This is a genomic window from Stenotrophomonas tumulicola (assembly GCF_014117215.1).
GTDB classification, from domain to species: Bacteria; Pseudomonadota; Gammaproteobacteria; order Xanthomonadales; family Xanthomonadaceae; genus Stenotrophomonas; species Stenotrophomonas tumulicola.
The window spans coordinates 683,862-708,951 of record NZ_JACGXS010000001.1 but is presented as its reverse complement, the minus strand read 5'-3'; the positions used below and the strand labels follow the sequence as shown (position 1 = coordinate 708,951).

Annotated in this window: 20 protein-coding genes; 10 read left to right on the top strand and 10 right to left on the bottom strand. The window is 67.3% G+C overall.

Annotation, left to right across the window (positions count from 1 at the left end; translation table 11 throughout):
- The first annotated feature begins 5 nt into the window (after nucleotides 1-5).
- The 6 genes from H4O11_RS03315 (at nucleotide 6) to H4O11_RS03290 (ending at nucleotide 6,328) form a co-directional block, all read left to right on the top strand.
- On the top strand, nucleotides 6-935 hold the full coding sequence (locus tag H4O11_RS03315) for a type II secretion system F family protein (RefSeq protein ID WP_246333226.1): 930 nt from the start codon (nucleotides 6-8) through the stop codon (nucleotides 933-935).
- A 31-nt stretch (nucleotides 936-966) separates the two neighbouring features.
- A complete protein-coding gene (locus tag H4O11_RS03310; protein WP_182337985.1) occupies nucleotides 967-1,896 on the top strand; it encodes a type II secretion system F family protein in 930 nt (309 codons plus the stop codon).
- A 2-nt stretch (nucleotides 1,897-1,898) separates the two neighbouring features.
- Complete coding sequence (locus H4O11_RS03305; protein ID WP_182337984.1) at nucleotides 1,899-2,843, top strand: tetratricopeptide repeat protein; 945 nt, start codon at nucleotides 1,899-1,901, stop codon at nucleotides 2,841-2,843.
- On the top strand, nucleotides 2,840-3,358 hold the full coding sequence (locus tag H4O11_RS03300) for a DUF3613 domain-containing protein (RefSeq protein ID WP_182337983.1): 519 nt from the start codon (nucleotides 2,840-2,842) through the stop codon (nucleotides 3,356-3,358). The genes H4O11_RS03305 and H4O11_RS03300 overlap by 4 nt, the downstream gene beginning before the upstream one ends.
- Nucleotides 3,359-3,360: 2 nt before the next feature.
- The gene (locus H4O11_RS03295; protein ID WP_182337982.1) at nucleotides 3,361-5,520 is read left to right on the top strand and encodes a TadG family pilus assembly protein; all 2,160 of its coding nucleotides are present in this window, start codon (nucleotides 3,361-3,363) and stop codon (nucleotides 5,518-5,520) included.
- 100 nt (nucleotides 5,521-5,620) lie between these two features.
- A complete protein-coding gene (locus H4O11_RS03290) occupies nucleotides 5,621-6,328 on the top strand; it encodes a DUF2968 domain-containing protein (RefSeq protein WP_182337981.1) in 708 nt (235 codons plus the stop codon).
- 66 nt (nucleotides 6,329-6,394) lie between these two features.
- Here the strand turns inward: H4O11_RS03290 and H4O11_RS03285 are convergent, their stop codons facing one another.
- Both H4O11_RS03285 and H4O11_RS03280 read right to left on the bottom strand, forming a co-directional pair.
- The gene (locus H4O11_RS03285) at nucleotides 6,395-6,616 is read right to left on the bottom strand and encodes a hypothetical protein (protein ID WP_182337980.1); all 222 of its coding nucleotides are present in this window, start codon (nucleotides 6,614-6,616) and stop codon (nucleotides 6,395-6,397) included.
- A gap of 92 nt (nucleotides 6,617-6,708) precedes the next feature.
- Entirely contained in the window at nucleotides 6,709-7,446 is a 738-nt protein-coding gene (locus tag H4O11_RS03280; protein ID WP_220466555.1) for a response regulator, read from the bottom strand.
- A 56-nt stretch (nucleotides 7,447-7,502) separates the two neighbouring features.
- Here H4O11_RS03280 and H4O11_RS03275 point away from each other — a divergent pair, with 56 nt between their 5' ends.
- Nucleotides 7,503-8,159, top strand: a complete 657-nt coding sequence (locus H4O11_RS03275; RefSeq protein ID WP_182337979.1) for a response regulator — start codon at nucleotides 7,503-7,505, stop codon at nucleotides 8,157-8,159.
- Between the two features lie 37 nt (nucleotides 8,160-8,196).
- Here H4O11_RS03275 and H4O11_RS03270 read toward each other — a convergent pair whose 3' ends face one another.
- The 3 genes from H4O11_RS03270 to H4O11_RS03260 all read right to left on the bottom strand — a co-directional run bounded on the left by H4O11_RS03270 (nucleotide 8,197) and on the right by H4O11_RS03260 (nucleotide 14,933).
- The gene (locus H4O11_RS03270) at nucleotides 8,197-11,598 is read right to left on the bottom strand and encodes a hybrid sensor histidine kinase/response regulator (protein WP_182337978.1); all 3,402 of its coding nucleotides are present in this window, start codon (nucleotides 11,596-11,598) and stop codon (nucleotides 8,197-8,199) included.
- A gap of 38 nt (nucleotides 11,599-11,636) precedes the next feature.
- The gene (locus H4O11_RS03265) at nucleotides 11,637-14,357 is read right to left on the bottom strand and encodes an ATP-binding protein (RefSeq protein WP_182337977.1); all 2,721 of its coding nucleotides are present in this window, start codon (nucleotides 14,355-14,357) and stop codon (nucleotides 11,637-11,639) included.
- Nucleotides 14,358-14,504: 147 nt separating this feature from the next.
- Complete coding sequence (locus tag H4O11_RS03260; RefSeq protein ID WP_182337976.1) at nucleotides 14,505-14,933, bottom strand: hypothetical protein; 429 nt, start codon at nucleotides 14,931-14,933, stop codon at nucleotides 14,505-14,507.
- Between the two features lie 176 nt (nucleotides 14,934-15,109).
- Between H4O11_RS03260 and H4O11_RS03255 the strand changes: the two genes are divergently transcribed.
- Nucleotides 15,110-15,910 carry a potassium channel family protein gene (locus H4O11_RS03255; protein WP_182337975.1) on the top strand — a complete coding sequence of 267 codons (801 nt, stop codon included), beginning with the start codon at nucleotides 15,110-15,112 and terminating at the stop codon, nucleotides 15,908-15,910.
- 3 nt (nucleotides 15,911-15,913) lie between these two features.
- On the opposite strand, the gene H4O11_RS03250 is transcribed toward H4O11_RS03255, so the two are convergent.
- Complete coding sequence (locus H4O11_RS03250) at nucleotides 15,914-17,377, bottom strand: amidohydrolase family protein (protein WP_182338406.1); 1,464 nt, start codon at nucleotides 17,375-17,377, stop codon at nucleotides 15,914-15,916.
- Nucleotides 17,378-17,499: 122 nt separating this feature from the next.
- Between H4O11_RS03250 and H4O11_RS03245 the strand changes: the two genes are divergently transcribed.
- Together H4O11_RS03245 and H4O11_RS03240 are read left to right on the top strand one after the other, a co-directional pair.
- Nucleotides 17,500-18,381: a LysR substrate-binding domain-containing protein gene (locus H4O11_RS03245; RefSeq protein ID WP_182337974.1), complete on the top strand. Its 882-nt coding sequence runs from the start codon at nucleotides 17,500-17,502 to the stop codon at nucleotides 18,379-18,381.
- Nucleotides 18,382-18,521: 140 nt separating this feature from the next.
- Nucleotides 18,522-19,148 (top strand): hypothetical protein, encoded by a 627-nt coding sequence (locus H4O11_RS03240; protein ID WP_182337973.1) that lies wholly within the window; start codon nucleotides 18,522-18,524, stop codon nucleotides 19,146-19,148.
- 374 nt (nucleotides 19,149-19,522) lie between these two features.
- Here H4O11_RS03240 and lldD read toward each other — a convergent pair whose 3' ends face one another.
- The 4 genes from lldD to H4O11_RS03220 all read right to left on the bottom strand — a co-directional run bounded on the left by lldD (nucleotide 19,523) and on the right by H4O11_RS03220 (nucleotide 24,958).
- On the bottom strand, nucleotides 19,523-20,656 hold the full coding sequence (lldD, locus tag H4O11_RS03235) for an FMN-dependent L-lactate dehydrogenase LldD (RefSeq protein ID WP_182337972.1): 1,134 nt from the start codon (nucleotides 20,654-20,656) through the stop codon (nucleotides 19,523-19,525).
- A 63-nt stretch (nucleotides 20,657-20,719) separates the two neighbouring features.
- Nucleotides 20,720-21,175 carry an MgtC/SapB family protein gene (locus tag H4O11_RS03230; protein ID WP_182337971.1) on the bottom strand — a complete coding sequence of 152 codons (456 nt, stop codon included), beginning with the start codon at nucleotides 21,173-21,175 and terminating at the stop codon, nucleotides 20,720-20,722.
- A gap of 105 nt (nucleotides 21,176-21,280) precedes the next feature.
- A complete protein-coding gene (locus H4O11_RS03225; protein WP_182337970.1) occupies nucleotides 21,281-22,039 on the bottom strand; it encodes an SDR family NAD(P)-dependent oxidoreductase in 759 nt (252 codons plus the stop codon).
- Nucleotides 22,040-22,171: 132 nt separating this feature from the next.
- Nucleotides 22,172-24,958 (bottom strand): beta-glucosidase, encoded by a 2,787-nt coding sequence (locus H4O11_RS03220; protein ID WP_182337969.1) that lies wholly within the window; start codon nucleotides 24,956-24,958, stop codon nucleotides 22,172-22,174.
- Nucleotides 24,959-25,090 lie beyond the last annotated feature (132 nt).

Genomic DNA, 25,090 nt, shown 5'->3' with positions numbered 1-25,090 from the left:
TGGGCATGGTCCTGCTCCTGCTCAGCCTGGCCGTCCTGCTTGCTGCCTGCGCGTTGCTGCTGCTGGGCAACGCACAGCGCCGCGCACGGACGCAGGCATCGTTGGGCCATGCCGAACAACGCCTGCACCGTGGCGCGCCGGCAACGTCCGCCGCCGCCCTGCTGGCCGTGCCCGGCAGCACCGGTGCCGGCGGCAAGCGACCGTTGCCCTGGGATTCCACCCTGATCCGGGCCGGCATCCGTCCCGGTTGGCGTGCCCCGTTGCTGGTGCTGGTGCCGGGCCTTGCACTGGCCACGTTCGCCGCCCTGCGGCTGGGCACCGGCTGGGCCTTTCCGATCACCCTGGGCCTGTACGCACTGGTCGCCTGGCTGCTGCTGCAGCGTCGCGTCAATGCGCTGCAGCGCAAGTTGATCCGCCAGCTTCCCGACTTCCTGGACAACCTGGTGCGGCTGACCGCGCTGGGCAACAGCCTGCAGATGTCATTCCAGAACGCATCCGGCCAGACCATCACGCCGCTGCGCGACCTGCTCGATGCCACCCTGCGCAACGCGCGCTCGGGCATGGACCTGGACCGCGCGCTGGCACAGGCCGCGGCGCCATGGCGGGTGGAAGCACTGGAGGTGCTGTCGGTGGTGATGGGCGTGTGCGTGCGCATCGGTGGCCGCTCCGACCAGGTGCTGCAGCGGCTGAGCGATTTCATGCGCGACCTCGACCAGGCCCAGCAGGAACTCAAGGCCACCACGTCCGAAACCCGGATGTCGGCCTGGGTGCTCGGGCTGCTGCCGCCCATCAGCGCCCTGCTGATGGCGCTTGCCAGCCCCGACTTCTTCGAGCCGATGCTGCGCGACCCCCAGGGCCACAAGCTGCTGCTGGCAGCGCTTGGCCTGGAGCTGGTCGGCGGCTTCCTGCTGTACCGCCTGGCCAAATCCATATGACCCGCCTGCCCGCACCTGCTGGAGACCCGCGATGAACCCTGCAAGCTGGTGGGTACTGACCCTGCTGGTGTTTGCCGCCGGCATCGCCCTGTTCGGCATCGTGCACTGGATGCAGGGCACGCGCCAGCAGCGCAGCGAAAACACGCTGCAGAGTGCCCTGCAACCGCGTGACAGCGCCGCAAGTGCGGCCCCTGCGGCCGCCGCCGGGCGCTTCAGCTGGCTGGAAGCGTTTGGCGAACATTTCAGCGGTGGCCGCATCGAAAGCGCACTGCTGGCCAGCGAAGACCGCATGCTGCTCGACCTGGGTGGCTGGAATACCCGCAGTGGCACGGCCATCTATCTTGCCCTGCGCCTGCTGCTGGCGATCGCCGTGCTGGTGGCGGCGCTGGCACTGGGCACGGGCGAAGGCACCGCGCGCCTGCTTACCTGCATCGGCGCACTGGCCGCCGGCCTGCTGCTGCCGAAGATCGTGCTCGGCAGCTGGGCGCGGCGGCGGCGCAAGCAGGTCAACAACGAACTGCCGATGCTGATCGACCTGCTGCGCCTGCTGCAGGGCGTGGGCTTCAGCATGGACCAGAGCCTGCAGACATTGGGCGAGAAGCTGCGCCCTGCCCTGCCGGTGCTGGGCCAGGAGATCCACGACGCGAATATCGCCTACGCGCATGGCCGCAGCCGTCCACAGTCACTGCGTCGCCTGTCCGAAGCCTATGACGACGAAGACCTGCGCGGCCTGGTGCAGTTGATCCTGCAGGTGCATGCACACGGCGGCGCGGTGCAGGAGCCGCTGCGGCAGTTCAGCGTGCGGCTGCGCGAGCAGCGCCGCAACACGCTGAAGGAAAAGGTCGGAAAGCTGTCGGTGAAGATGACCGTGGTGATGATGCTCACCCTGTTGCCGGCCTTGATGCTGGTCCTGTCCGGCCCTGCGCTGATGGCGCTCGCCTCCACTCTCACCCGGATGTAACCATGATGCTGCGAACGCTGCTGCTGATGTCCTGTTTCGCGCTGGCTGCCTGCGCGCAGAGCGTGGGTGGCTACAGGCAGGCCGGGCCCAGCCTGGCCGAGCCCCAATCCGACCCGGTCAATACCCGCGGCACCTACCTGGACCTGATCCAGCGCATGCAGTCACAGGGTGCGTACTATGCCTCGCTCGCGCACATCGAAGCCTTCCGCCAGACCCACGGCGACAGTCCCGCGCTGCGCCTGCTGCAGGCCGATGCGCTACGCCACACCGGCCAGCTGGATGCAGCCAACGCGCTGTATGAAAGCCTGACCCGTGGCGACCAGGCAGCCGCGGCATGGCATGGCATCGGCCTGATCGCCGCAGGCCGCGACGAGGACGGCAAGGCCGAGACCGCATTGGCACGCGCGGCCGAACTCAAACCGCTGGACACCAACGTGCTGGGCGACCTGGGTTATGCACGGCTGCGGGCAGGCCAACTGGCCCAGGCCCAGGTGCCGCTGGCCAAGGCGATCGAACTGGCGCCGGACAATGCCCGCGCGGTGGCCAACCTGGCGGTATGGGCCCTGCTGCGCAATGACCCGGCAACCGCCGAGCGCTTGATGCAGCAAGGCAAGCTGGGCGCCGAGAGCCGCGCGGAGGTGCAACGCCAGGCCATCGCCCTGCGCCAGCGCCAGGCACAGATCACCCCGGCACAGCCAGCACCACCTGCCGCCAGCAGTACCGCCCATGCCGCGCTGGCCGCCGACACGCCACGCGCCGCGCCCCCGCGCGCGTCCAATGCTGCCGCACGCGTCGCTGCCGCCCCGGCCATGCCGCGGCGGGTAGCTGCAGATCCGCAAACGGTGTCGGCGGTCGTCGACGCCGCCCAGCGCAATGATTCCCACCTGCCAGCCACCATGCTGGAACGCTTTGGCCAGGTCACCACCGCCACGGAGAACACCCCATGACATCGTCCTTCTTCCTCCTCCCGCGCGGCCTGGCCTTCGCATTGCTGCTGTCGGCCACCACGGCACAGGCGCAGCAAGCGCCGGTGACCGGCCGCATGCTGGGCGGCGTCACGCCTGCCCCAGTGGCTGCCGCACCGGTGCAGGCGCCAGCACCCCGGCGCGTTGCCGCGCCCGCAGAGGTGTATGCCGCACCGGATCCCTCCGTGGCGACCGAACTGCAGGCTGACGCGGCCGCGCCGACGTATGCCCCGGCCCCCGTGCCCAGCTACGAACCGGCGTATGCCCCGGCCCAGTCAGTCCCTGTCGCGGCGAAGCCGGCACGCACCGAGATCGGCGACGTCACCCGCCAGTTGCTGCGCCTGCAGGCATCAGGCGACCAGGCCGGCGGCAGCCTGCCGACGCTGGGCGACCAGGCCCACGCCAGCTACACGCGCTATCTGAAGAGCTTCGAACACGAGCTGCCGGAGTTCTTCGAGAACACCGTGGGCAAGAACAACCAGGGCGGAGGTAACTGACCATGGCCCGCGCTCGCTTGCCATCACGGATTGGCCGACAGCGCGGTGCCATGTCGGTCACGATGCTGCTGCTGATGATCGGCCTGGTGGCAATGCTCGGCCTGGTCGAAATCGGCTATCTGTACTGGGCCAAGCGTGATGCGCAGAAGGTGGCGGACCTGTCCGCGATCGCCGGCGCGCAGCGGCTGGATCTATGCAACACAAGCTACAGCAACAATACGGCAGCCCGGATCAATGCCGAGAAGGACAATGCCTTCCCGGGCCAACTTGAAATCCACTGCGGCAACTGGAATGCCGTGCATGCAGCGGCCGACCATTTCGTGCAGGGCGTATCGGAGGGCAATCCGCTCAACGCGGTGCGGGTCATCGCCAGCCGCAGCGTGATCCCGTTCTTCGGCCAGAACGAATCGCTGCCCACCGTCACCGCGCAGGCTGTGGCCAAGCGGTCTGCCCCGTCGGCGGTGTTCAGCGTCGGCTCGCAGTTGCTGCGGATAAACGGCGATACGCCGCTGGGGAATGTGCTCAAGCTGGTGGGCGTGGACCTCAATGCGACCACCGTACTGGGGTATGACGGACTGGCCAACGCCCACATCACACCCGGCGGACTGTTGGAAGCGCTGGGCATTCCCGTGGATGCCAACATCAGCATCGGCGACTTCAACGCGCTGCTGGCTGCGAACAAGGTCTCGCTGGGTAGCCTGCTCGACGCCAGCGCCAGTGTACTGGCCCGCAGCGGCGTCACTGATATCGACCTCAAGGCGCTTCGCGACGCGCTTGGCCTGGAGCTGAGCCTGGATGACCTTGCCGTCCAGCTCGGCAGCGACGACGGAAGCAGCGGACTTTTCGCCAAGATCATCGCCCCCGATGGGTCGGCAAGCAGCGCCCTGCAGGCGGACGTCAATCTCCTGGATCTCATCACCACCGGCATCACCATCGCCAGCGATGGCCGCGGCGTGGCCGTGAACAACCTCAATCTCCTCGGTCTTGTGCAGGTAAAAGCGGGCGTGGTCGAGCCGCCGTCGATCGCTATCGGTGGCGTCGGCGCACGCGCCTACAACGCACAGGTACGCTTGTTCGCCAACATCGATACGAACAACATTCCGGCTGTCGGCGGGCTGCTCGGCTTGCTCGGCACACGTCTTAACCTGCCTTTGCATGTGGACGTGACCAACGCGATGGGAACGCTTACCTCGCTGCAATGTAGCAGCAGCCCTCCCACCGCCACCATCCAGGTCGACGCGTCGGTGCTGCGTGCTTGTGTGGGCAAGGTCGGCGACGCAGACCGTTTCTCAAAGACCAATGTGTGCGACGCAGGACTGCAGAACGAACAACTGCTGACCCTGCTGGGTATCCCGCTGATCAACAACCAGATCAAGGTCAATGCACTGGCTGACCAGCAGAGCATTACCTTGGCGGCCGGCGAAACGGGCTCCACCCAGATCAACAAGCTGGCGTTGGGAAACACGGTTTCCGAACTCACGACCCAACTGTTGAACGTGCTGTCCGGGATGCTGAATCCTCGGGGCAATGGGCTGTCTACGTCCGACACGGCATATCAGCTTGCGGAACGCTACCTGCTCGCGGGAAGCAACAGCAACGGAACGTACAACATCGAGCGTACAATCACGCTGCTTGAGCATGGATCCAAGGACCTTGGGATCGAAAAACTAGGAAGCTGGCAGATCAAGAAAGGAGTCCCAGAGCCTTGCGTTCTAGGCTTGTTCAATTGTTTCCGCGACGGCACGGTCTGGGAAGGTTTCCGTGCAACGGTCACCGGCCAAGGTAGTGGACTCCTCCCGGGCCTTCTCGGAACTCTCCTCGGTGGCCTGGTAGTAGAGCGCTGCAATAGCGTGGTCGGAAGCCTGGACTACAAGAACTGCGCTAAGCGAAACTTGGCGTCCTACATCCAGACCAATACCGAGGAAGGGTTTCTCGACCAGTTCAACGGCGGCGGCGTCACTGCCCCAGGTAACGAGGAGATAGCCTGCACTGGTATCCTGTGCATCGTGCTGAAGGGGCCATTGGACCTGCTCAAGCCCCTGCTCAACAATATCGGCAGCCTGCTCAGCGACCTCCTCGCCAACCTCCTCGGCCTCGAACTCGGCCGTACCGACGTCCATGTCCAGTCCATCCAGTGCGGCGGTGCCCAGCTGGTCTACTAAGCCGTCCAGGCCGGGGGCATTTGCGACCGATTCGTGCGTGCTAGACTCCAGTCGGGGAAACTCCACAACCAACAACAATCCACTCGTGGGTGGTCTATACATGCGACAAAACTCAGGGGAAGCAGCGCCAAACCGGCGCACGCTGGCCGGGGCCTTGGCACTGGCGATGATCCTATCCGCACCGTCGGCCTTCGCCGCACGCGCCGACCGCACGCCGACGCCGGACCCGGCCCAGGCCGCACCGGTCGCCCGCAGTTCGGTCGATGAGCTGCGCCAGCTGATGGACGCCCAGCAGCTGAGCGAACTGCGCACCACCTACAATGGCAATTACGGTGCCAGCCTGTTGTTCAATCCCAGCACGCTGAACTACTACGTGGCCCTGTTCCAGGACAAGAATTTCTGGCGCGTGATCAAGACCGATTCGGTCGAGAACGCCGAGCACGTATACCGCTCGTTCGTGCAGCAGACCGAACAGCTGGCGCAGGTCAACATCGATTCCATCCGCCTGGAAGCCGGCAAGCGCTATACCGAGCGCCTGGTCGCCTTCAACGAGCAGCGCCTGCAGACCCTCCAGACCCAGCTCGAACAGGAACGTGCGCAATCGATGCAGGTCAGCACCGCGCTGGAACAGGCACAGCAGCAGGCGGTCAGCCTGAGTACCGACCTGCAGAGCAGCAACAGCCAGCTTGATTCGCTGCAGCAGCGAGTCCAGATGCTGCAGCTGCAGCAGGGTGACCCGGAGCTGAGCCTGCCCAAGCCGGCCCCCGCCCAGGCCCCTGAAGCGCCGGCCGCCGACACGACGTATTGATTGCATACGGGGTGCCGGCCAATGCCGGCACCTGCCTGAAGACGGCGCACCGACCGGCAGGCTGGATCACCGCCTGCGCGGCGCCCCTCCCGTGCGAGGCGGGGCATCGGCCACATCCGTCAACCCTTCCAGCCCCTTGGACCAGGCATGGCGCAGCATCCTGCGCTGTTGCGGCGAGGTATACAGGTACACGTTCAACGTATCCAGGAAAGCGGCCTGTTCCGTGGCCGCCAGTTCGGCGAACTGGATCAGCAGCTGGATTACGGGGGAAGCGGATACGGGCGGCACATCGGGACCGGGGATCTCAAAGTAAGCCCACAGACGATAGGATTCCCCTGCTGCAAAAGCATCGGACCCGGTCTGAATTACGGCCTTCAGCGTCAGCCTGCGTCGCTGGCCTTGGCCCGTGCCAGCTGCGAGGCATTCACCAGGCCATGGGCTATCGCGTACTGGAACACTTCCGCATCGGTGCCCAGGCCGAGTTTGCGCATCGCCGCGATCTTCTGCGTACTCACCGTCTTGCGGCTGCGCCCGATCCTGACGGCGATCTCGATCACTGAAAGCCCTTCGGCATACATGCGCAGCACTTCGCTTTCGCGCTTGGACAATGACGCACCCGGCACGTCCCCGGCGGTAGCGCCGGCCAACAGCTTTTGTACTTCAGGCGACACGTAGCTGCCGTCGTTGCAGGCCGCCTGCAGGGCCGGCAGCAGATGCTCCAACGGGTCGGCCTTGCTGATGATGCAGCGGATGCCGGCGGCCTGGATGTTGGCCAGCACCAATGGGCTCTCGGTGCCGGTCAGCACCACCAGGTGGATCTTCGGGAAGCGCCGTTGCAGGAAGCGCAGCATGGCGATGCCGTCGCCATAGCGGCCATGCGGCATCGAAAAGTCCGTTACCACCACGTCCACGCTGGTGCTGCTGACAAGCTCGACCAGTGCGGTGGAGTTCTTCACCAGGCCGGCCACGACCAGCCCGGGCCGCGACTGCAGCAGGTGCTCCATTCCGGCCAGCAGGACCGGATGGTCATCGGCGATTGCGATACGGATGGTCACGCTGGTGGCCCATGGCAAGGGAGGAATGTGCTGCAGGATGCCACCTTCGAAGCCAGCTGGCATATAGTTGCGGCGCGCCCGGAACTGCATCGGGCCAAACACGAAACCTGGAGTCCATAATGGCCGACAACACGATCCGCGTGGCCGTAGCCGACGACCACCCGCTGATCCGGATGGCGATCGAAGCGGCACTGGATACGGTCCCTGCGCTGCACCACATCGGTTCGGCGGTCGATTCCACCGAGCTGGTCACGCTGCTGGATTCCCAGCCCTGCGACGTGCTGGTGACCGACTATGCGATGCCGCATGGCGAGCACGGCGATGGACTGGAACTGCTGGCGCTGCTGCAGGCGCGCTACCCGGCCATGCATATCGTGGTTTTCACCGGCATGGACCAGCCCGCCATCGTGCAGGCGCTGTCGGCGGCCGGCATCACCCATATCCTCAGCAAGGGCGATGATGTCGGCCATATCGCCGCCGCGGTGATGGCCGCGCACGTCCGCAGGCGTTATCTGTCGCCCAGCATCGCGGCGCTGCTGCCGCTGCGTGGCAACGTGCGCACGCCGCTGCCGCTGTCGCCGCGCGAACATGAAGTGCTGTCGTTGTTCGTCGCCGGCCTCAGCGTCAATGCCATCGCCGACCAGCTCGGCAGGCGCAAGCAGACCATCAGCACGCAGAAGGTCAACGGCATGGCCAAGCTGGGGATCGAACGCGATGCGGACCTGTTCAAATACGCCGTGGAACTCGGCCTGGGCAAGACCACGCCTGCCGACTGACGGCTTCGGCCGGTAGTTGCGGCCACATGCGTTGCGGTCAGGCATTGCCGTCACCCTGCGGTGGCAGCAGGCTGGCGTGGTGCTCCACCAGCGCATCCAGGTCCTGCAACAACTGCGGCAGGTCATCGGCAATCCGTTCCCGGCCCTCGCGCAGGTCCGCTTCCACCTGGCCACAGCGCCTGCCGAGATCGCGCTGGCCCAGCATCATCAGTACGCCTTTCAAGGCGTGCATGCGGTCCAGCAGGGCCTCATCGTCCCTCCGTAGCAGCGCGCGTCTGGCCCGCGCCAGGTCGTCACGGGAACTGTCCACGAAAGTACGCCGCAGGCGCTCGGGCATATCGGCGGCAGCAGGCGTGGGAACCGCGACAGCGCTGGATCCCGGGACCGGCGCGGTGCCCAGGTGGGCCTGCAGCGCGCGTGCCAGGTTGCCAAGGTTCAACGGCTTGAGCAGCAGGTCGGTGATGCCCGCCTGGCGGCAACGTTCCCGTTCGCTGGCCAATGCGGTGGCCGTCACCGCCAGGATCGGCAGGTGCGGCGCGCGGCTGCGCAGCGCCGCGGCGAGCTGGTATCCGTCCATGATCGGCATGTTGATGTCGGTCAGCACGGCGACATGCGCTTGCGGGTCCCATGCCAGCAATGCCTCCTTGCCATTCTCCGCGGCATCCACGCCATAGCCGAGTTCTTCCAGTTGCTGCTGGATCAGCTCGCGGTTGACCGGGTTGTCTTCCACCAGCAGGATGCGCCCGTTTTCCGTTGCCGGCGCAGGCAGCACTTCAGGCAACACCCGTACCGCGTCACGGCGTGCATCGTCCAGCGCGCGCAACAGCGCGTCGCTGGCATAGCAGCTCACATGCAGTCCATCGGGCTTGTCTTCCGCGGACAACGGCCCAGCCGGGTAGGCGCGCACCACGCGACGATGTGCCTGCATCAGCGCCTGTTCCTCATCCACGCCCCAGGCGCGCCGCTCCCCGAACAGCAGCAGCGTGGCCTCCGATACCACGCCGGCCACCTGCCCTGGCTGCTCGATGACCAGCACCTCCGCGCCCCAGCGCTTGAGCAGGCGACCGATCTCGGTACGCCATTCGGCTGCGGCCGACAGCAAGGTGATGCGCCTGCCGAGCAGCGGGCGCGGCGGTTCGGTGGCGCGCTCCGCCGGTTGCACCGGCACTTCCAGCGAAAACACGCTGCCCACGCCCAATGTGCTTTCCGCCTGGATGCTGCCACCCAGCAGGCGCGCCAGCTGCTGGCACAGGGCAAGGCCGAGGCCGCTGCCCCCATAGCGCCGCGAGATGCTCGCATCTGCCTGCTGGAACGGCTGGAACAGCTGCGCCAGCTGCTCCTCATCCAGCCCGATGCCCGAATCCACCACCTGCAGGCGCAACATCGGCGCGGCCCCGGGTGGACGTTGCAACAGGCCGGCCCGGACCGCGATGCGGCCGGATTCGGTGAACTTGACCGCGTTGCTGAGCAGGTTGTTGAGGATCTGCCGGATACGATGCACATCCGCCTCGAACGGCCTTTCCAGCTCCGGCTCGATGGCGTAGTACAGCTTGACGCCCTTGCGCTGTGCGTCAGCGGAATAAAGCAGCGCTGCCTGTTCGATCAAGGGCCGTGGCTCGAACCGCACCGGGTCGATGTCCAGCTGGCCCGCCTCGATCTTGGAGAAGTCCAGCACGTCGCTGATGATGCCCATCAGCGCATCGGCCGACAGCCGGATGCGGTCCAGCCGTTCGCGCTGCGCCGGCTGCATCGGCGATCTTCCCAGCAGTTCCAGGTGGCCCAGCACGCCGTTCAGCGGGGTGCGTATCTCGTGGCTCATCGTGGCCACGAACGCGGTCTTGGCACGCGATGCGGATTCAGCGGATTCGCGTGCACGTTCTGCATCGCGACGGGCATCGCGCAGCGTCCTTTCCAGCTCTGCCTGCGCGGTCACGTCGCGCAGCGCACACACCCATACGGCACGCTCGCGATAGCTCGCAGGAGCCATCGATACCTGCAGGCGGATATCCGGAAGCGTGCCGGCCGGGGTGGCCCACTGGAATTCATGTGCCGCCTGCCCGGGCTGCTGGCGTGCCTGTTCCGCCAGCAGGGCATACAGGTCGCCACCGCTGCCACCGGCGTCACTGGCCATCTGCCGGGCCAGTTCGTTCTGGACCAGCGGTTGCCCGGTATGTGGGTCGATCAGCACCAGGCCGACCGGCGAGGTATCGATGATCACCCGGCTCAGCGCTTCGCTTTCATACACCCGCGAGGCATCGGCCAATGCCGGGGCGAATATCCGCCGGTCCATCCGCAGCAGCAGCCACCACAAGGCCGCCAGGATGGTCACCGCCGCCAGCAGCTGGGCCAGCAGCCGTGCCCCCTTGTCAGCCCACAGTGCATTCCAGCCATAGGCGTGGATCATGGTCCAGTCCACGCCACGCAGCGCACCGGCGACCACGAAACTGCCATGGCTGAAGAAACGATGGTCGCCCTCCCCCGCCTGGCCCATGGCGCGCTGGACCAGCCCGGCGTCGGGATCGTGCGGCATGGCCGCGCTGCGCAGCACGGTGCGTCCATCGCGCGTGATCACCGCGAACGCCCCGGACTCGCGCTCGTCCAGCCGGGTCTTGATGCTCTCCACCGGTTCGAACACCACGCGCCGCAGGAACGGCGTGCGCCCTTCGGCAAGCGTCTGCAGGCCGACCAGCGAGGGCTGGCCGGTGACCGGGTTGGCATCGAAACGCGAAACCAGCCGCCCGCTGGCCGCCGCGTGCTGTACCGGGCCCGCCGCCGGGCGCACCAGGCGCGCCGCCTCTTCGGTGACCAGCAGCCGCGCGAATATCTCCTCGCGCGATCCAACCCGCAACGCACGCATCAACTGCGCCTCGTCGGCCACGCCGGATACCGCCAGCAGCCGGCCCTCCGGTTCGTAGGCGTACATCGTGACCATGCCCTGTGCACGCAGGGCGGTAATGGTGGCCGCGGTATACGCCGAATGCTCGGCCACCAGCCCCAGGTATGCGTCCAGCAGGGGACGCGGCATCGGTTTGTCGCTGCGCCCAAGCACCAGCCACGGTACCGCCGCCGGCCCTTCGGCACGTACCAGCAGTTCGCCGCCGCTGGCCTCGAAGCGCTCGGCCAGCGGCGCGCCCTGGTGCTGCAGATAGGCCTGCTGGCTGCTCCACATCGCGTCAGTGCCATTGATGATGGTGGCGTAGGCGCGGTCGCGCTGGAACAGGAAGTAATCCACCGATGTGCGCGCTTCGGTGAAACGCTGGCGTTCGGCGGCATGGAAATCGTTGACGTCGGAGAATGCGGCCACCACGGCGGTGAGCACGATCAGCAGGCTGACCAGCCCGCCGCCGCCAAACAGCAGCCGGCGCTGGTGGCGACGCAGTGCAGGCAACTGCGCGCGCTCCTGCGCTACCGATGCGTCGGTGGATGGCAGCCTGTCCAAGCCTTGTCCTCTTCTGCGCCGTTGCGGCGGCTCCGAATCTAGCCGATTGCGGCAGGCGCCGCCATGATGGGGCTGTACGCGACCATGGCGGTACCCGGCCCGTCCGTCGCCTCCAGCGCTTCCAGCAGCGATTGGCCCGAATAGCAGGACGCGCGCCAATGCCCCTGCCGCCGCGAGGCACGCAGGGGACCGTCGGCGCGGACCCGGACCACGCGTTCACAGCGCTGCAGCGCCTCGTCACCGATCACCGGTTGGTTGCGCTCGAACAGGACCAGCGGCATGCCTTCCACCCCGGTGACCTGTGCCACGTCGCCCGGATGCTCCAATGGCAACGGCACCGCACCCCAACCCCGCAGCCGACGGCTCAGTTCATCGCGCCAACTGGCCACCGCCGAATGCACGAGAATGGTGCGGCCGGCCAATGGCCCGGGCAGCACGGCATCATCCTGCAGGCACGGCTGCACCGGGACGCTGAAACCGAACACGCTGCCCACCCCGGGCGTGCTGCGCACATCGATGTCGCCGCCCATCAGCTGGCACAGCTGGCGACACAGCGAAAGCCCGAGCCCCGAGCCGCCGAAACGGTCGCTGATGGTTTCGTCCGCCTGCATGAACGGCTGGAACAGCCGCTGCTGCTGCGCCTCGCTGAGGCCGATACCGGAATCGGCGACCTCCAGCCGCAGGCCAGGCGATTGCCGCGCCGGCAGGATGCGTATCTCGATACGTCCGGATGCGGTGAACTTGACGGCATTGCTGACCAGGTTGCGCAGCACCTGTTCCATCCAGCCCAGCGCGCCACGGTACAGCGGCCCCAGGCCGGCATCGACCACCAGGTCCAGGTCCACGCCCTTGCCCTGCGCCAGCGGCGCATACAGCAGCGCCACCCGTTCCAGCAGCACCACCGGTTCGAAGTCCACCAGTTCCACCTCCATCCGGCCGGCCTCGATCCGTTCCAGGTCCAGCACGTCGTTGATGATCAGCAGCAGCGAGTCGGCCGACTGGATGATGCGTCGCAGGCGGGTGCGCTGTTCGGGATCCAGCCGGGAGCGCCCGAACAACTCCAGGTGGCCGAGGATGCCATGCAGCGGCGTGCGGATTTCATGGCTCATCATGGCCAGGAAATGCATCTTGGCACGATTGGCGGCCTCGGCATCCTCGTGCAGCCGATCGCGCTGTTCCTGCAGTTCCACCCGCGCGGTGAGGTCCTGCAAGGCGCACAACAGCACCACGCGCCCCTGGTGCACCACTTCGGTGGCACGCACCAGCAGGTGGCGTGCCGCCACCTTGCGTGCGCCGGCGTGCGACAGTTCGAACTCGCGCACGTCCATGTTTTCCTCCTGCCCCGCCGTGGCCCCTGCATGGCCCTGCAGCAGCGCCTCGTACAGGGGCAGGCCCGCGCGCTCGGCCGCGCCGGCATAACGCTGCGCCAGTTCGTTCTGCACCACCGGCACGGCCTGCCCGCTGTCGAGCAGGCACAGCCCGATCGGCGTCATCTGGATCAGCGAACGGAACATCTGCTCGCTCGCATATACGCGGCCAGCACGCCGGGCCGCCGGCGCCAGCACGCGCCGGTCGATCCAGGCCAGCAGCAGCCACAGCACCGCCATCAGCACCGTCCATACCACCGCGGCCAGTACCCCCAGGCGCTGGCCATCGGCCAGCATGTCGCGCCAGCCGTAGGTCGTCACCAGCAGCCAGTCGGTGCCGGCGACCAGCGCGGCGATGTAGAACTGCCCACCGCGCCGGTGCACCGTCACGCCGCTGCGCGCATGCGTCCACAGCCCGGCCTCGTGCATTGCCCCGACCAGGTGCATCTCGTTGCCGGCACGCGAACCGAGGATCACCTCGCCATTGGGCGCCACCACCAGCAGGTTGCTGTCGCTGGCCTCGCGCAACACCCGGGCCAGGCCATCGGTGGGCTCGAACGCCACGAACACGCCCAGCCCGCGCATGCCGTCATGGGCCGGGAACACCGACACCAGCGAGGCGCGCCCGGTGACGGGATGGGCGGCGAATCCCAGCCGCGCCCTTCCATTGCCGGTGGCCGGGCGCAGCGCCGGCACGCTGTCACCCGGCGATGCCGGTGGCGACAGGTTGGCGTAGGCACGCATCCGCGCGAAGCGTTGCTCGCGATCGAGCTGTGGCAGCGAAGCAGAGGCATCGCTGTCGGCCAGCCCCTGGTTCAACACTGCCAGGTGGCCGGTCGGGTCGAGGAAATAGGCCGCGCCTGCTGCTTCGACATCGGTGCCGGCAAAGGCCATGCGCGAGATCGTCGACATCGAACGGGACAGCGCCAGGTAGCGCTGCAGGCGTCCGGCCGGCCAGCGTTCGGTACCCAGCCCGATCACCAGCTGCGGCGCACCACGTTCGCCCTGCTGCAGCACCAGCCGCTGGCCATCGTGCAGATAGGCGCGTGCATCGGCGGCCAGCACCGCCGGATCGCTGTCCATGCGGTGCTGCCACGCGTACTCGGTCATGTTGACCAGCCGTGCGTAGCTGGCGTCATGGCGGGTCAGCTGCGCGGCCAATGCCGCCTGTGCCCGCACGAAGCCCTGCAGGCGATCCTCCTGGTAGCGGCGTACATGCAGGGCCACGGCCGCCACCAGCGCAGACAGCAGCAACAGGCCCAGCAACGCCCCGGCGATGTAGAGCAGGCGACGCGGGTGGCTGCGCAGCGCACGCAGGTCGCCGTCCTCGTTGCCGGCGGCACGGCCAGGCCAGGGAAACACAGCGGAGAGGCGTTGCAGGATGGCATTCATTGCAGCGGGGGCCGGCCGCGCCACCTGCCGTCGAAGGCAAGCGCGCGTCGGCAAGGGACGATTCGCGAAGGAAGCCGACCACGATATTCAGACCTGACCGGCATCCACATAGGACGCGCCTGAATCCTGCAGCCGATGCAGTCTGTTTCATCGGCATGCATCACGGACGCGGTCGTCCCAGGCCCGTTCGAGCAGGTAGCCGGGTGCCCGGCGGCGCTGCCGAAGGGCATTTTCGCGCTGTCGCTGCATCCTGCGACAGGCGGCCGGGTCCTGCTGGATCGTAATCAGCGCCATCGCAGGCTTCCTCCCGGCAATGCGACGCCGGCGTGAGGCAGCCTTGCCCCGCGCGGCGGCTGCCGGGGCCCGCTTCACGATGGCCGGGCCGGCCACGTCAGCCGGGTCCACGCGGCCCGCAGGTGGACGCCAGCGATGCGATGCTTCGCCTGCCGCGCAGGGAACGTCCTGGTAACGCACCGCATCGGCCTGCCCGCACCGGTACACCACGCCGGCCATCGTTGGGTCCATCTGTCCCGCACCGGCCAGGGACAGCAGCAACCACAATGCCGCAGCGTGCATGGCGTCCTCCTGTTCCGCCCCACCTTGCTGGACCGGTACGCCACTGCACAGGGCCACCAGCGGCATCGGCCAGCATTTCGCGATTGCTGTATTCCGTGCAGCGCGTGCAGGGCCGAAGCTTCGCGGCTGCACCGGCAGGCCAGCCGGATACGACCCCTCCGCCCTGCGCTACTCCCATGCCCCTTCCACTCCCCCACCTCCGCAGCGCTGTCCGCCGCGTCACCGAACGCGCATCGCTGATGCGTCGCGCCGAAGCGCTGGTGATGGTGCTCATCGTACTCAGCGTGCTGGTGCTGATGCTGGACAGCGTGGCCGAAGTGCACCAGCGCCATGGCCGCCTGCTGCATGCACTGGAATGGATATTCACCGCACTGTTCACGCTGGAGTACCTGCTGCGCCTGTGGCTGCTGCGCTCACCGTGGCGCTACGCGCGCAGCTTCTTCGGCATCGTCGACCTGCTGTCCATCCTCCCGGCCTTCCTTGCCCTGCTGCTGCCCGGGCTGCACGTGCTGGCCGACGTGCGGCTGCTGCGCCTGCTGCGGCTGTTCCGCATCCTGCAGTTGCCGGTCTACCTGGACGAAACCCGCCACCTGCGCCAGGCCCTGGTCCGTGCCCGGCGCAAGATCCTGGTCTTCATCGGGGTGATGGTGCTGCTGGTGGTGGTGCTGGGCACCGTCATCTTCCTGGTCGAAGGTCCCGGCAACGGCTTCAGCAGCATTCCAGCAAGCGTCTACTGGGCAGCGGTGACCATGAGCACCACCGGCTATGGCGACATCACGCCACAGACCAGCCTGGGCCGGTTGATCACCGCGTGCGCCATCCTGCTCGGCTACGGCATCATCGCCTTCCCCACCGGCATCATGGGCGCGGAACTGTTCGCCGGGGTGCTGGACAGCAAGCGGCCGCGCCGTGACGGCTGCCAGTGCCCCTGCCGGTGCGGCAAGGGCGGCACCGCCGCAACGCGCAGCGGCGACTGAGCCTCAGCGCGCCTTTCCTGCCTGCAGGTTCCACTGCTGCACCTGCGTGCGCGCCTGCAGCAACATCGCATCCAGCGCCGCCCGGTCATGCACCTGGCCGCGCACCACGACTGTGTCGATGGCTTCGGTCGCCTTGATGTCCTGCAGCGGATTGGCATCCAGCAGCACCAGGTCGGCCGCCTTGCCGACGGCGATCGAACCGTAGCGGTCCAGTTGCCCGAACCATGCCGGGCCGGCACGGGTGGCAGCCGACAGCGCCTGCGGTGCGGTCAACCCTTCGGCCACGAACAGCTGCAGTTCCTGGTGCAGCCCGATGCCGGGGAAGTTGAAGGAGTTGAGGAAGCCGGCGTCGGTGCCGGCCATGATCGTGACGCCCGCTTCCTGCAGCATCGGCAGCACCGCCGCTACCTCCTTGTAGTGCTGGTGCCGTGCCTGCACCTGCGCCGGCGTGGCCTTGGCCGCGCGCTCCACCCGCCAGGCATAGGTCGCACGCAACCCCGGGCCGATATAGGCCAGGTACGGGTCGTCATGGTGATCGTCCTGGTCGAGGAAATCGAGGATGCGTCCGCCGTTGAGGGTCGGCGTCACGAACACCCCGCGCCGTGCGAAATCGCGGTAGGCCGCCAGCGCGGTAGCCCGGTCGAAGCTGCCGGCCAGGCGCTGGTTGGCCTCGGCGCGGTCGATGCGGCCCGCGGCGAAGTCGGCCGCGATCGTCGCCTCATCGCGGCTGCCGGCCTTATAGGCGTAATCCAGGTGTTCGATGGAAGCCAGCCCGGCATCCACCGCCTGCTCCACCGTCAGCGCCATCGGGATGTGCCCCGACGCTTTCAGCCCGGCCTTGCGCGCCTCGCTGGCGGCATACAGGAACAGCTCCGGCTTCAACGTGCTGTCGGTGATCTTGACGAAGTCCACCCGGTCGTTGCGCAGGCGTTTGATCGCCGCATCCACGTCGGCGGTGCTGCCCACTTCGATGGTGCCCTTCCAGACCGGCTTCACCCCTTCGATCTTGGCGCCGGAAGTCAGCAGCCGCGGGCCGGGCAGCGTGCCGGCTGCGATCTGCCCACGCCATTCCAGCACCTGCCGTGGCAGGTCACCGGAGGCATCACGCACGGTGGTGATGCCATGTGCCAGGTACAGCGGCAGCAGCGCCTTGTTCTCTTCCACCAACGCCGGGCCGCCACCGAAGTGCACGTGCATGTCCCACAACCCGGGGATCAGGTAGCGGCCGTTGGCATCGACCTGCCGGTCGGCGCTCCACTCGGCGGCCACGCCTGCATCCGCTCCCACCGCGACGATGTCCCCACCGCGGATGGCCACGCTCTGGCCGGGCAGCGTGCGCGCATGCTCCACGTCGACCACGGTGGCGTGCCGGATCAACAGGTCGGCCTGTCTGCCTGCGGCGGCAGCGACGGCGGTGGCGGGCAACGCGGTGGCAAGTGCGAGCAACAGCAGCGAACGGGTGGGCATTGGCATGGGAACATCCAGGAGGGCGGCGGGGCGCGCCGGGGAAAGGGCTCGGGCAGCATGCTGGCCTGCCCTCGCCATCTAGGGTAGAAGTGGATGGCGACATGCGGAAACGAAATAAGTGAATGCCTGTGATGAATGAAACGAATAGATCCCTGTTCGAACTGGACCTGTTGCGTGCCTTGGTGAGGGTGGCCGACTGCGGCAGCTTCACCACCGCCGCCAGCCGCCTGCATTCGACCCAGTCCACGGTCAGCCAGAAGATCCGCCGGCTGGAAATGCTGGCCGGCCACCGGCTGCTGGAACGCGGCCATCGCGATGTACAGCCCACCGACGCAGGCCACATCCTGCTGGGCTACGCGCGGCGGATGCTCGGGCTCAACGACGAACTGCTGCAGGCGCTGGCCGGTGCCACCGTGGCGACCACGCTGCGGCTGGGCGTGCCCGAAGACTTCGTCAACCCACGGACCACGCGCATGCTTGCCGCCTTCAGTCGCCGCCATCCACGCGTGCGGCTGGAGATCAGCAGCGGCCTCAGCCGCGACCTGGCCCACGCCTTCGACCACGGTGAACTGGACCTGGCACTGGTCAAGCAGCGCCGCAACAGCCGCCCGGCGGTGTACTGCTGGCCCGAACCGATGCATTGGATCGACAGCGCACACGAACCGTGCGTGCAACAGGAAACGCTGCCACTGGTGACCTTCCCGCCGCGCGGCCTGTATCGGGACGAAATGATCCATGCCATCGAAGCGTCCGGTGGCCGCTGGCGGATCACGTTCACCAGCTCTTCGTTGAGTGGCATCCAGGGCGCGGTCGCAGATGGCATCGGCATCAGCCTGCTGCCGCGGCGCGCCGTGCTGGCCGGGCACCAGGTCATCGATGGCCAGCGTGGGCTGCCGGTGATCGACAGCTACGAGATCGGCATCCTGTACCGCGACAATGCCGACGACGGCGTGCGTGCGCTGGCGCTGGAACTCAAGCGCCAGGTAGATGACGAAGCACGATGAGCGGAGGGTCCAGGCAGGCCTGCCTGCAATGACATCCCGGGGTTGCCGGCAGGCATGCGGACGGTATCGGACCGGCCTTGTCGACAGCGGCTTCTGGCCGGAAAGGTTAAACTCCAGCACAGCCTTTACCCAGGATCCACATGGGCCCGTTCGACCGCACCGACCGACTTCGCTGGCAAGCCGCATCACTGCTGGCCGCCGCACCGGTGGCTGCCTTTGCTGCCGCAGCCGGACCTGCGCCGCCGGCCGCGGTGCAGCCACAGCTTGCGCGCGCCGAGCAGGCACAGGCACTGCATGCGCGCCTGCTGGCCGGCCATAGCGCCACCGCCACGCTGGAAGCCTGGTGTGCCGAACATGGCCTGGCCGCCAAGGCGCGGGTGCGCGCCGTGCAGGTGCGCGACGTGCAGCGCGACGCCCCGGAAGAAGTGCGCAAGGCGCTGCAGGTGCAAGCCGATACGCCGCTGCGCTACCGGCGCGTGCAGTTGGCCTGCGGCCAGCGCGTGCTGTCGGAGGCCGACAACTGGTACGTACCGGGCTTGCTGACACCGGCGATGAACAAGGTGCTCGATGGCAGCGACGAACCCTTCGGACGCGTGGTCGGGCCGCTGGGATTCCAGCGCCAGACGCTGCGCGACGAGGCCTACTGGCCGCCACGCGGGGAAGGTCCGAAAGCGGTGCTGCTGGAAGTGCATGCCTTGCTGCGCGACCGCGACCGGCATCCTTTCAGCTACGTCATCGAATCCTACCTGGCACAAGCGTTGCCATGACAGCCATGCATCAAGGTAGTGACGGGCCATGCCCGTCAGCACGGCAACAGCAGAAGTCATGGACCCCGCTCCACCGGTAGTGACGGGCCATGCCCGTCAGCACAGCAACAGCAGAAGTCATGGACCCGCTCTACCGGTAGTGACGGGCCATGCCCGTCAGCACGGCAACAGCAGAAGTCATGGACCCCGCTCCACCGGTAGTGACGGGCCATGCCCGTCAGCACAGCAACAGCAGCGGGTCATGGACCCGCTCTACCGATAGTGACGGGCCATGCCCGTCAGCACAGCAACAGCAGAAGTCATGGACCCCGCTCCACCGGTAGTGACGGGCCATGCCCGTCAGCACAGCAACAGCAGCGGGTCATGGACCCGCTCTACCCGGCCAACGAATGGCGGCCGATGTCAGCAATCGTGCGCGCGCCGGTGAGCGTCATCGCCACGCGCATTTCCGCGGCCACCAGGTCCAGCAGGTTGGCCACGCCCGCTTCACCCTGCGCCGCAAGCGCGTACACGAAGGCGCGTCCCAGCAGCACCGTATCGGCACCCAGCGCCAGCATGTGCACCACGTCCAGCCCGGTGCGGATGCCCGAATCGGCGAGGATCTTCAGATCACCCTGCACCGCATCGGCAATCGCCGGCAACGCGCGTGCGGTGGACAGCACGCCATCAAGCTGGCGCCCGCCATGGTTGGACACCACGATGCCATCGGCACCGAACCTGACCGCGTCGCGTGCGTCGTCCGGGTCAAGGATGCCCTTGATGACCATCTGGCCTTTCCAGAACTCGCGTATCCACTCCAGGTCCTTCCACGAAATGGACGGATCGAAGTTGCTGCCCAGCCAGCCTATGTAGTCCGCCAGCCCGGTGGGGTTGCCGCGGTAGGTGGAGATGTTGCCCAGGTCATGCGGGCGCCCGCGCAGGCCCACGTCCCACGCCCAGTGCGGGTGGGTGATGGCCTGGCCGATGCGGCGCAATGCCGCGTTGGGCCCGCTCATGCCCGAATGCGCATCGCGGTAACGCGCACCGGGCACCGGCATGTCCACGGTGAACACCAGCGTGGTCACTCCCGCTGCCTGCGCGCGTTCCAGTGCATTGCGCATGAAGCCACGGTCGCGCAGCACGTACAGCTGGAACCACATCGGCCGCGGGATGGCCGGAGCCACCTCTTCGATAGGACATACCGACACGGTGGACAGGGTGAACGGGATGCCGCGGCTGGCCGCCGCACGTGCCGCCTGCCTCTCGCCGCGCCGGGCGAACATCCCGGTCAATCCCACCGGTGCCAGCGCCACCGGCATCGCCAGCGTTTCGCCGAACAGCTCGGTCTCCAGGCTCAGTTCGCCCATGTCGCGCAGCACGCGCTGGCGCAAGGCGATGTCGGCCAGGTCGGACACGTTGCGCTTCAACGTGTGCTCGGCATAAGCGCCGCCGTCAACGTAATGGAACAGGAACGGCGGCAGCCGGCGCTGCGCAGCAGCACGATAATCGGTGGAGGCAGAAATGATCATGGGTGCAAGCGGTCCAAGGCCCTGGTAGCGACGGCCGCTGGCCGTCCAGCAAAGAGTAACCCGTCACTTCTGCATCCGCTTCTCCAGCTGCCGGATCACCGCCAGCACGACCAGGCACAACACGGTCACCCCGGTGGCGATCACATAGGCGCCGATGCCGACCGCGATGCCGATCGCCGCGGACATGATCAGCGAACTGGCCGTGGTCAGCCCACTGACCTCTTCCTCGCGCGAGCCGCGCAGGATGGTGCCGGCGGCGACGAAGCCCACGCACGCCACCACCGCCTCGATCAGGCGGATGGGATCGATCTGCAGCAGGTCGCGATACTGGTCCTGCTGGAAATGTTCGGCGACCGAATCGCCCAGCCCGACGATCAAGGCCGCCGCACCGGCGATCAGCATGTGCGTGCGCAGCCCGGCGGCATGCTTGCCAAGCTCACGCTCGAACCCAAGCACGCCACCGAACAGCATGGCTGCCGCTACGCGCAGCAGCAGCGATACATCCTGGCTGAAGTCCATCGCACCTCTCCCGACGCCCGTGCGCAGACGTTGGCCGGATGCGTGTGCGGATGCCGTGAAGCAGGCTTCCGCGCAGGGTAGCGACGGCCGGGGCCGCCAGCCCGGTTACACCGCCAGGTAACCACCATCGATGGGGTAATAGGCACCGGTCGCGAACGACGCCGCATCACTGGCCAACCAGGCCACCAGCGCCGCCACTTCTTCAGGCGTGCCCAACCGCTTCAGGGCATGGCGGCTTTCCAGCGTCGCGCGTACCTTGGCGTCCATCTGGTCCAGCAGCGGCGTATTGATGAACCCCGGGCCCACCGCGTTGATGCGGATGCGGTCGGCGGCATGTTCCCACGCGGCGGTCTGGGTCAGGCCGACCACGCCGTGCTTGGCCGCTGCATAGGCGACCGATCCGGCGTAGCCCACCTGCCCCAGGATGGAGGCCATGTTGATGATGCTGCCGCCGTTACCGGCTGCACGCATGGCCTGGATCTGCGCGCGCTGGCACAGGAACACGCTGCTCAGGTTGACCTCGATCACCCGTCGCCACCCGTCGATCGGATAGTCCCCGCTGCTCGCTGCCGGCCCACTGATGCCGGCGTTGTTGACCGCGATGTCCACGCCCCCCAACTCCTGCACGGTGCGCTTCACCGCCGCGTCCACCGCCGTCTCGTCAGTGACATCCAGCGCGATGCCGATGGCTTCCACGCCGGTATCGCGCAGCGCCGCTGCAGTGGCGTCGACTGCCTCCGGCTTCAGGTCCCAGACCGAAACGCGCGCGCCGGATGCCGCCAGCACCCTGGCCACGGCCAGCCCGATACCGGATACGCCACCGGTGACGATCGCGGTCTTTCCCTTCAACTGGTAATCAATCATCTGTCTTTCCCTCATGGAAACGCGGATGGGTGCCTGCGACAGACATTACGCCCGCGCGCGTTACGGGACCGCCTGCGGGGGTGACGGGCCATTCCGGTTCCCCGCCACCACCAGCGGCGCCTGCTTCCCGCCTTACCGCACGACGATCCCGGGCAGTTCCACGTCCACCACCTGCAACGGCTCGGCCGCCGTGCGACCCAACTGCAGCTGGTAGCTGCCGGCCGCGATCTTCCACTGCCGGGTGGCCGTATCGAAGCTGGCCAGCGTCTTTGGCTCGGCTTCGATGCGGATACGGCGCTGTTCGCCCGGCTGCAGCATCACCTTCTCGAAACCAACCAGCCGGATCGGCGTGGTGCTGCCCTGCGGCAGCTTCAGGTACAGCTGGGCCACGTCGGCACCGGCGCGCGCACCGGTGTTGCGGATGTCCACGCTGGCCACCAGCCGCTGGCCCTCCACGTTCACCTGCAGGTTGTCGTAGGCGAAGGTGGTGTACGAAAGACCATGGCCGAAGGCGAAGGTCGGGGTCAGGCCCTTGGCCGCGAACCATTTGTAGCCCACGTTCGCACCTTCGATATCGAAATCGAAGACATCCACCGGCGGCTGTTCCGGATTGAAACCCAGCCCCGGCACGTGCGGACGCGGCAGCTGCGATTCGTCGACCATCCAGGTCACCGGCAGGCGCGCGGACGGATTGACCGTGCCGGTCAGCAGCGCGGCAATGCCTTCGCCGCCGCGGATGCCCGGATACCAGGCCTGCAGCAGCGCCGGCACCTGCGCCAGCCACGGCGTGCGCACCGGGCCGTTGGTTTCCAGCACCACCACGGTGTTCGCATTGGCCTTGGCCACCGCGCCGATCAGGCCATCCTGCTTGCCTGGCAGCTGCATGTCCGGCAGGTCCACCGATTCTGCCGACCACTGGGTGGCGAACACGATGGCCACGTCGGCCTGGGCCGCTGCGCGCGCGGCTGCAGCCACGTTGCTGCCATCCACGTACTGGATGTCCGCATCCGGGCGCGCGGCACGCAATGCCTCCAGCGGCGAGGACGGATGGAAGATCACCGGGCCCGGCCAGGTGGTCGGCAGCACGCCCGGCACCGCGTTGCCGCCCTTGGCGGTAATGCCGACCATCGACGAGCCACCGCCACCGATGACGCCCTTGTCGGCATGGCCGCCAATGATGACGATCCGCTTGGCACTGTCGGCCAACGGCAGCAGGTTGCCCTCGTTGCGCAACAACACGCTGCCCTCTTCCACCGTGCGCTGCGCGGCAGCGAAACCGGCTTCCACGTCGATCGGCTGGTGCTGCGGCGGGTTGTCGAAGTTGCCATGCAGGAACATCGTGCGCAGGATGCGCGACACCATGTCGTCCAGGCGTGCCTGCGGCACCACCCCACCCTCGACGGCCAGGCGCAACGGCGCATCGAAGAACGTGGTGGCATCGAACACTTCACCGGCCGACTGCTGGTCCAGCCCCGCCAGTGCCGCCTTGGACCCACTGTGCACGCCACCCCAGTCGGACATCACGAAACCGGGGAACATCCATTCCTGCTTCAGCACCTGGTTCATCAGGTATGGATGTTCGCAGCCGTAGATGCCGTTGATCTTGTTGTATGAGCACATCGCAGAACCTGGCTTGCCGTGTTCGATGGCGATCTCGAAAGCCAACAGGTCCGATTCATGCATCGCCTGCTCGCCGATGTCCACGCTGTGGAAGTTGCGCCGCGTCTCCATGTCGTTCATCGCGTAATGCTTGATGGTGGAGATGACGTGCTGGCTCTGGATGCCGCGGATCGACTCGCCGACGATCATGCCGGCCAGCAGCGGATCTTCGCCGGCGTACTCGAAATTGCGGCCATTGCGCGGATCGCGCTGCAGGTTGACGCTGCCACCGAGCAGGATGTTGAAGCGCTGCTGCCAGGCTTCACGGCCCATGGTGGCTCCGCCTGCATAGGCGATCGCCGGGTTCCAGCTGGAGGCAGTGGACGGCCCCGACGGCATCGCGGTGGCGAAGTCGCCCGGTCGGATGCCACCGGGGTTGGTCACGCCCACGCCGGCATCGGCCGACTGCTGCGCCGGGATACCCAGCCGCGGCACGCCGGGGACGAACCCGGCCGAGCCGACTGCACCTTCCGGCAGCGGACCTCCATCCTTGCCCAGCCCGAAGTAGCTGCGCAGCATCTGGAACTTTTCATCCTGGGTCATCTGTCCCAGCAGCAGGCGCGTGCGTTCGTCGGCACCAAGCGTGGTATCCATCCACGGCCGTGCCGCATCGCCGTCGCCCGCATAAGGCAGGCTCAACAGGCGCGCGGCCAACTGCTTGCCGGCCGCATCGTGCAACGCCACCTTGCCGGCATCACCTGGGGCGAAGCCGGAACTGGATGCGCCTTCAAGCGCCGTCGCCGTGAACCCGTCGGCATCCGTTCCGCGTGCGCCCAGCCACACCGCCGGCGCGCCCAGCCGCGTGGACTGCACCCATGCCGCCAGCGCCTGCGGATCCTCGCCGCTACCGGCATACACCGCCACCACGTGGCGACCATCAGCCAGCCGCACATAACCACGCCCCGCCTGGCCTGGCCCGGATTCCTCCTGCACCGGCAAGCGGCTCAGCAGCACCTGGCCGCGCGTGGTGCCCTGCGCATCCGTTGCCAAGGTGACGAAGCGGTAGGCGTAACCCAACTGGTCAGCCAGGGTCTGCAGCGGATCGATCTGCCCGGCAGCCCGTTCAACGCTGTCCACGGCGATGACATCGGCATCCAGCGCCGGCAGTTGCGCGGCAAGCACGGCGACATCGCCGGAGGCCGGAGCCTTCTCCAGGCCCAGCACGGTGAAGGCAGCCACGGTTTCAGCGGCGAAGGCCGGTACCGAAAGCGCCAGGGCGATCGCGGCGGAAAGGGAAATCTGCTTTGTAAACGTTTTCATCGACGGGCGTCTGTCTACCGATGCCTGCGCAGTCGGTCCTGGAAAAGGGTGCCGCCGAAGGGAGCAGCGCGGGCCGCACGCCGCTATCACCGGAGTGATATGGCGGAGGCCGGGGTCGAGCAGGCATGCGCG

Bases quoted from the DNA above. Each gene is read 5' to 3' on its own strand.
- lldD (WP_182337972.1), bottom strand. From the start codon at position 20,656: ATGATCATTTCTGCCTCCACCGATTATCGTGCTGCTGCGCAGCGCCGG.
- H4O11_RS03295 (WP_182337982.1), top strand. From the start codon at position 3,361: ATGGCCCGCGCTCGCTTGCCATCACGGATTGGCCGACAGCGCGGTGCC.
- H4O11_RS03315 (WP_246333226.1), top strand. From the start codon at position 6: ATGGTCCTGCTCCTGCTCAGCCTGGCCGTCCTGCTTGCTGCCTGCGCG.
- H4O11_RS03300 (WP_182337983.1), top strand. From the start codon at position 2,840: ATGACATCGTCCTTCTTCCTCCTCCCGCGCGGCCTGGCCTTCGCATTG.
- H4O11_RS03225 (WP_182337970.1), bottom strand. From the start codon at position 22,039: ATGATTGATTACCAGTTGAAGGGAAAGACCGCGATCGTCACCGGTGGC.
- H4O11_RS03240 (WP_182337973.1), top strand. From the start codon at position 18,522: ATGGGCCCGTTCGACCGCACCGACCGACTTCGCTGGCAAGCCGCATCA.
- H4O11_RS03290 (WP_182337981.1), top strand. From the start codon at position 5,621: ATGCGACAAAACTCAGGGGAAGCAGCGCCAAACCGGCGCACGCTGGCC.
- H4O11_RS03265 (WP_182337977.1), bottom strand. From the start codon at position 14,357: ATGAATGCCATCCTGCAACGCCTCTCCGCTGTGTTTCCCTGGCCTGGC.
- H4O11_RS03260 (WP_182337976.1), bottom strand. From the start codon at position 14,933: ATGCACGCTGCGGCATTGTGGTTGCTGCTGTCCCTGGCCGGTGCGGGA.
- H4O11_RS03250 (WP_182338406.1), bottom strand. From the start codon at position 17,377: ATGCCCACCCGTTCGCTGCTGTTGCTCGCACTTGCCACCGCGTTGCCC.
- H4O11_RS03255 (WP_182337975.1), top strand. From the start codon at position 15,110: ATGCCCCTTCCACTCCCCCACCTCCGCAGCGCTGTCCGCCGCGTCACC.
- H4O11_RS03275 (WP_182337979.1), top strand. From the start codon at position 7,503: ATGGCCGACAACACGATCCGCGTGGCCGTAGCCGACGACCACCCGCTG.
- H4O11_RS03220 (WP_182337969.1), bottom strand. From the start codon at position 24,958: ATGAAAACGTTTACAAAGCAGATTTCCCTTTCCGCCGCGATCGCCCTG.
- H4O11_RS03230 (WP_182337971.1), bottom strand. From the start codon at position 21,175: ATGGACTTCAGCCAGGATGTATCGCTGCTGCTGCGCGTAGCGGCAGCC.
- H4O11_RS03245 (WP_182337974.1), top strand. From the start codon at position 17,500: ATGCCTGTGATGAATGAAACGAATAGATCCCTGTTCGAACTGGACCTG.
- H4O11_RS03310 (WP_182337985.1), top strand. From the start codon at position 967: ATGAACCCTGCAAGCTGGTGGGTACTGACCCTGCTGGTGTTTGCCGCC.
- H4O11_RS03280 (WP_220466555.1), bottom strand. From the start codon at position 7,446: ATGCCAGCTGGCTTCGAAGGTGGCATCCTGCAGCACATTCCTCCCTTG.
- H4O11_RS03305 (WP_182337984.1), top strand. From the start codon at position 1,899: ATGATGCTGCGAACGCTGCTGCTGATGTCCTGTTTCGCGCTGGCTGCC.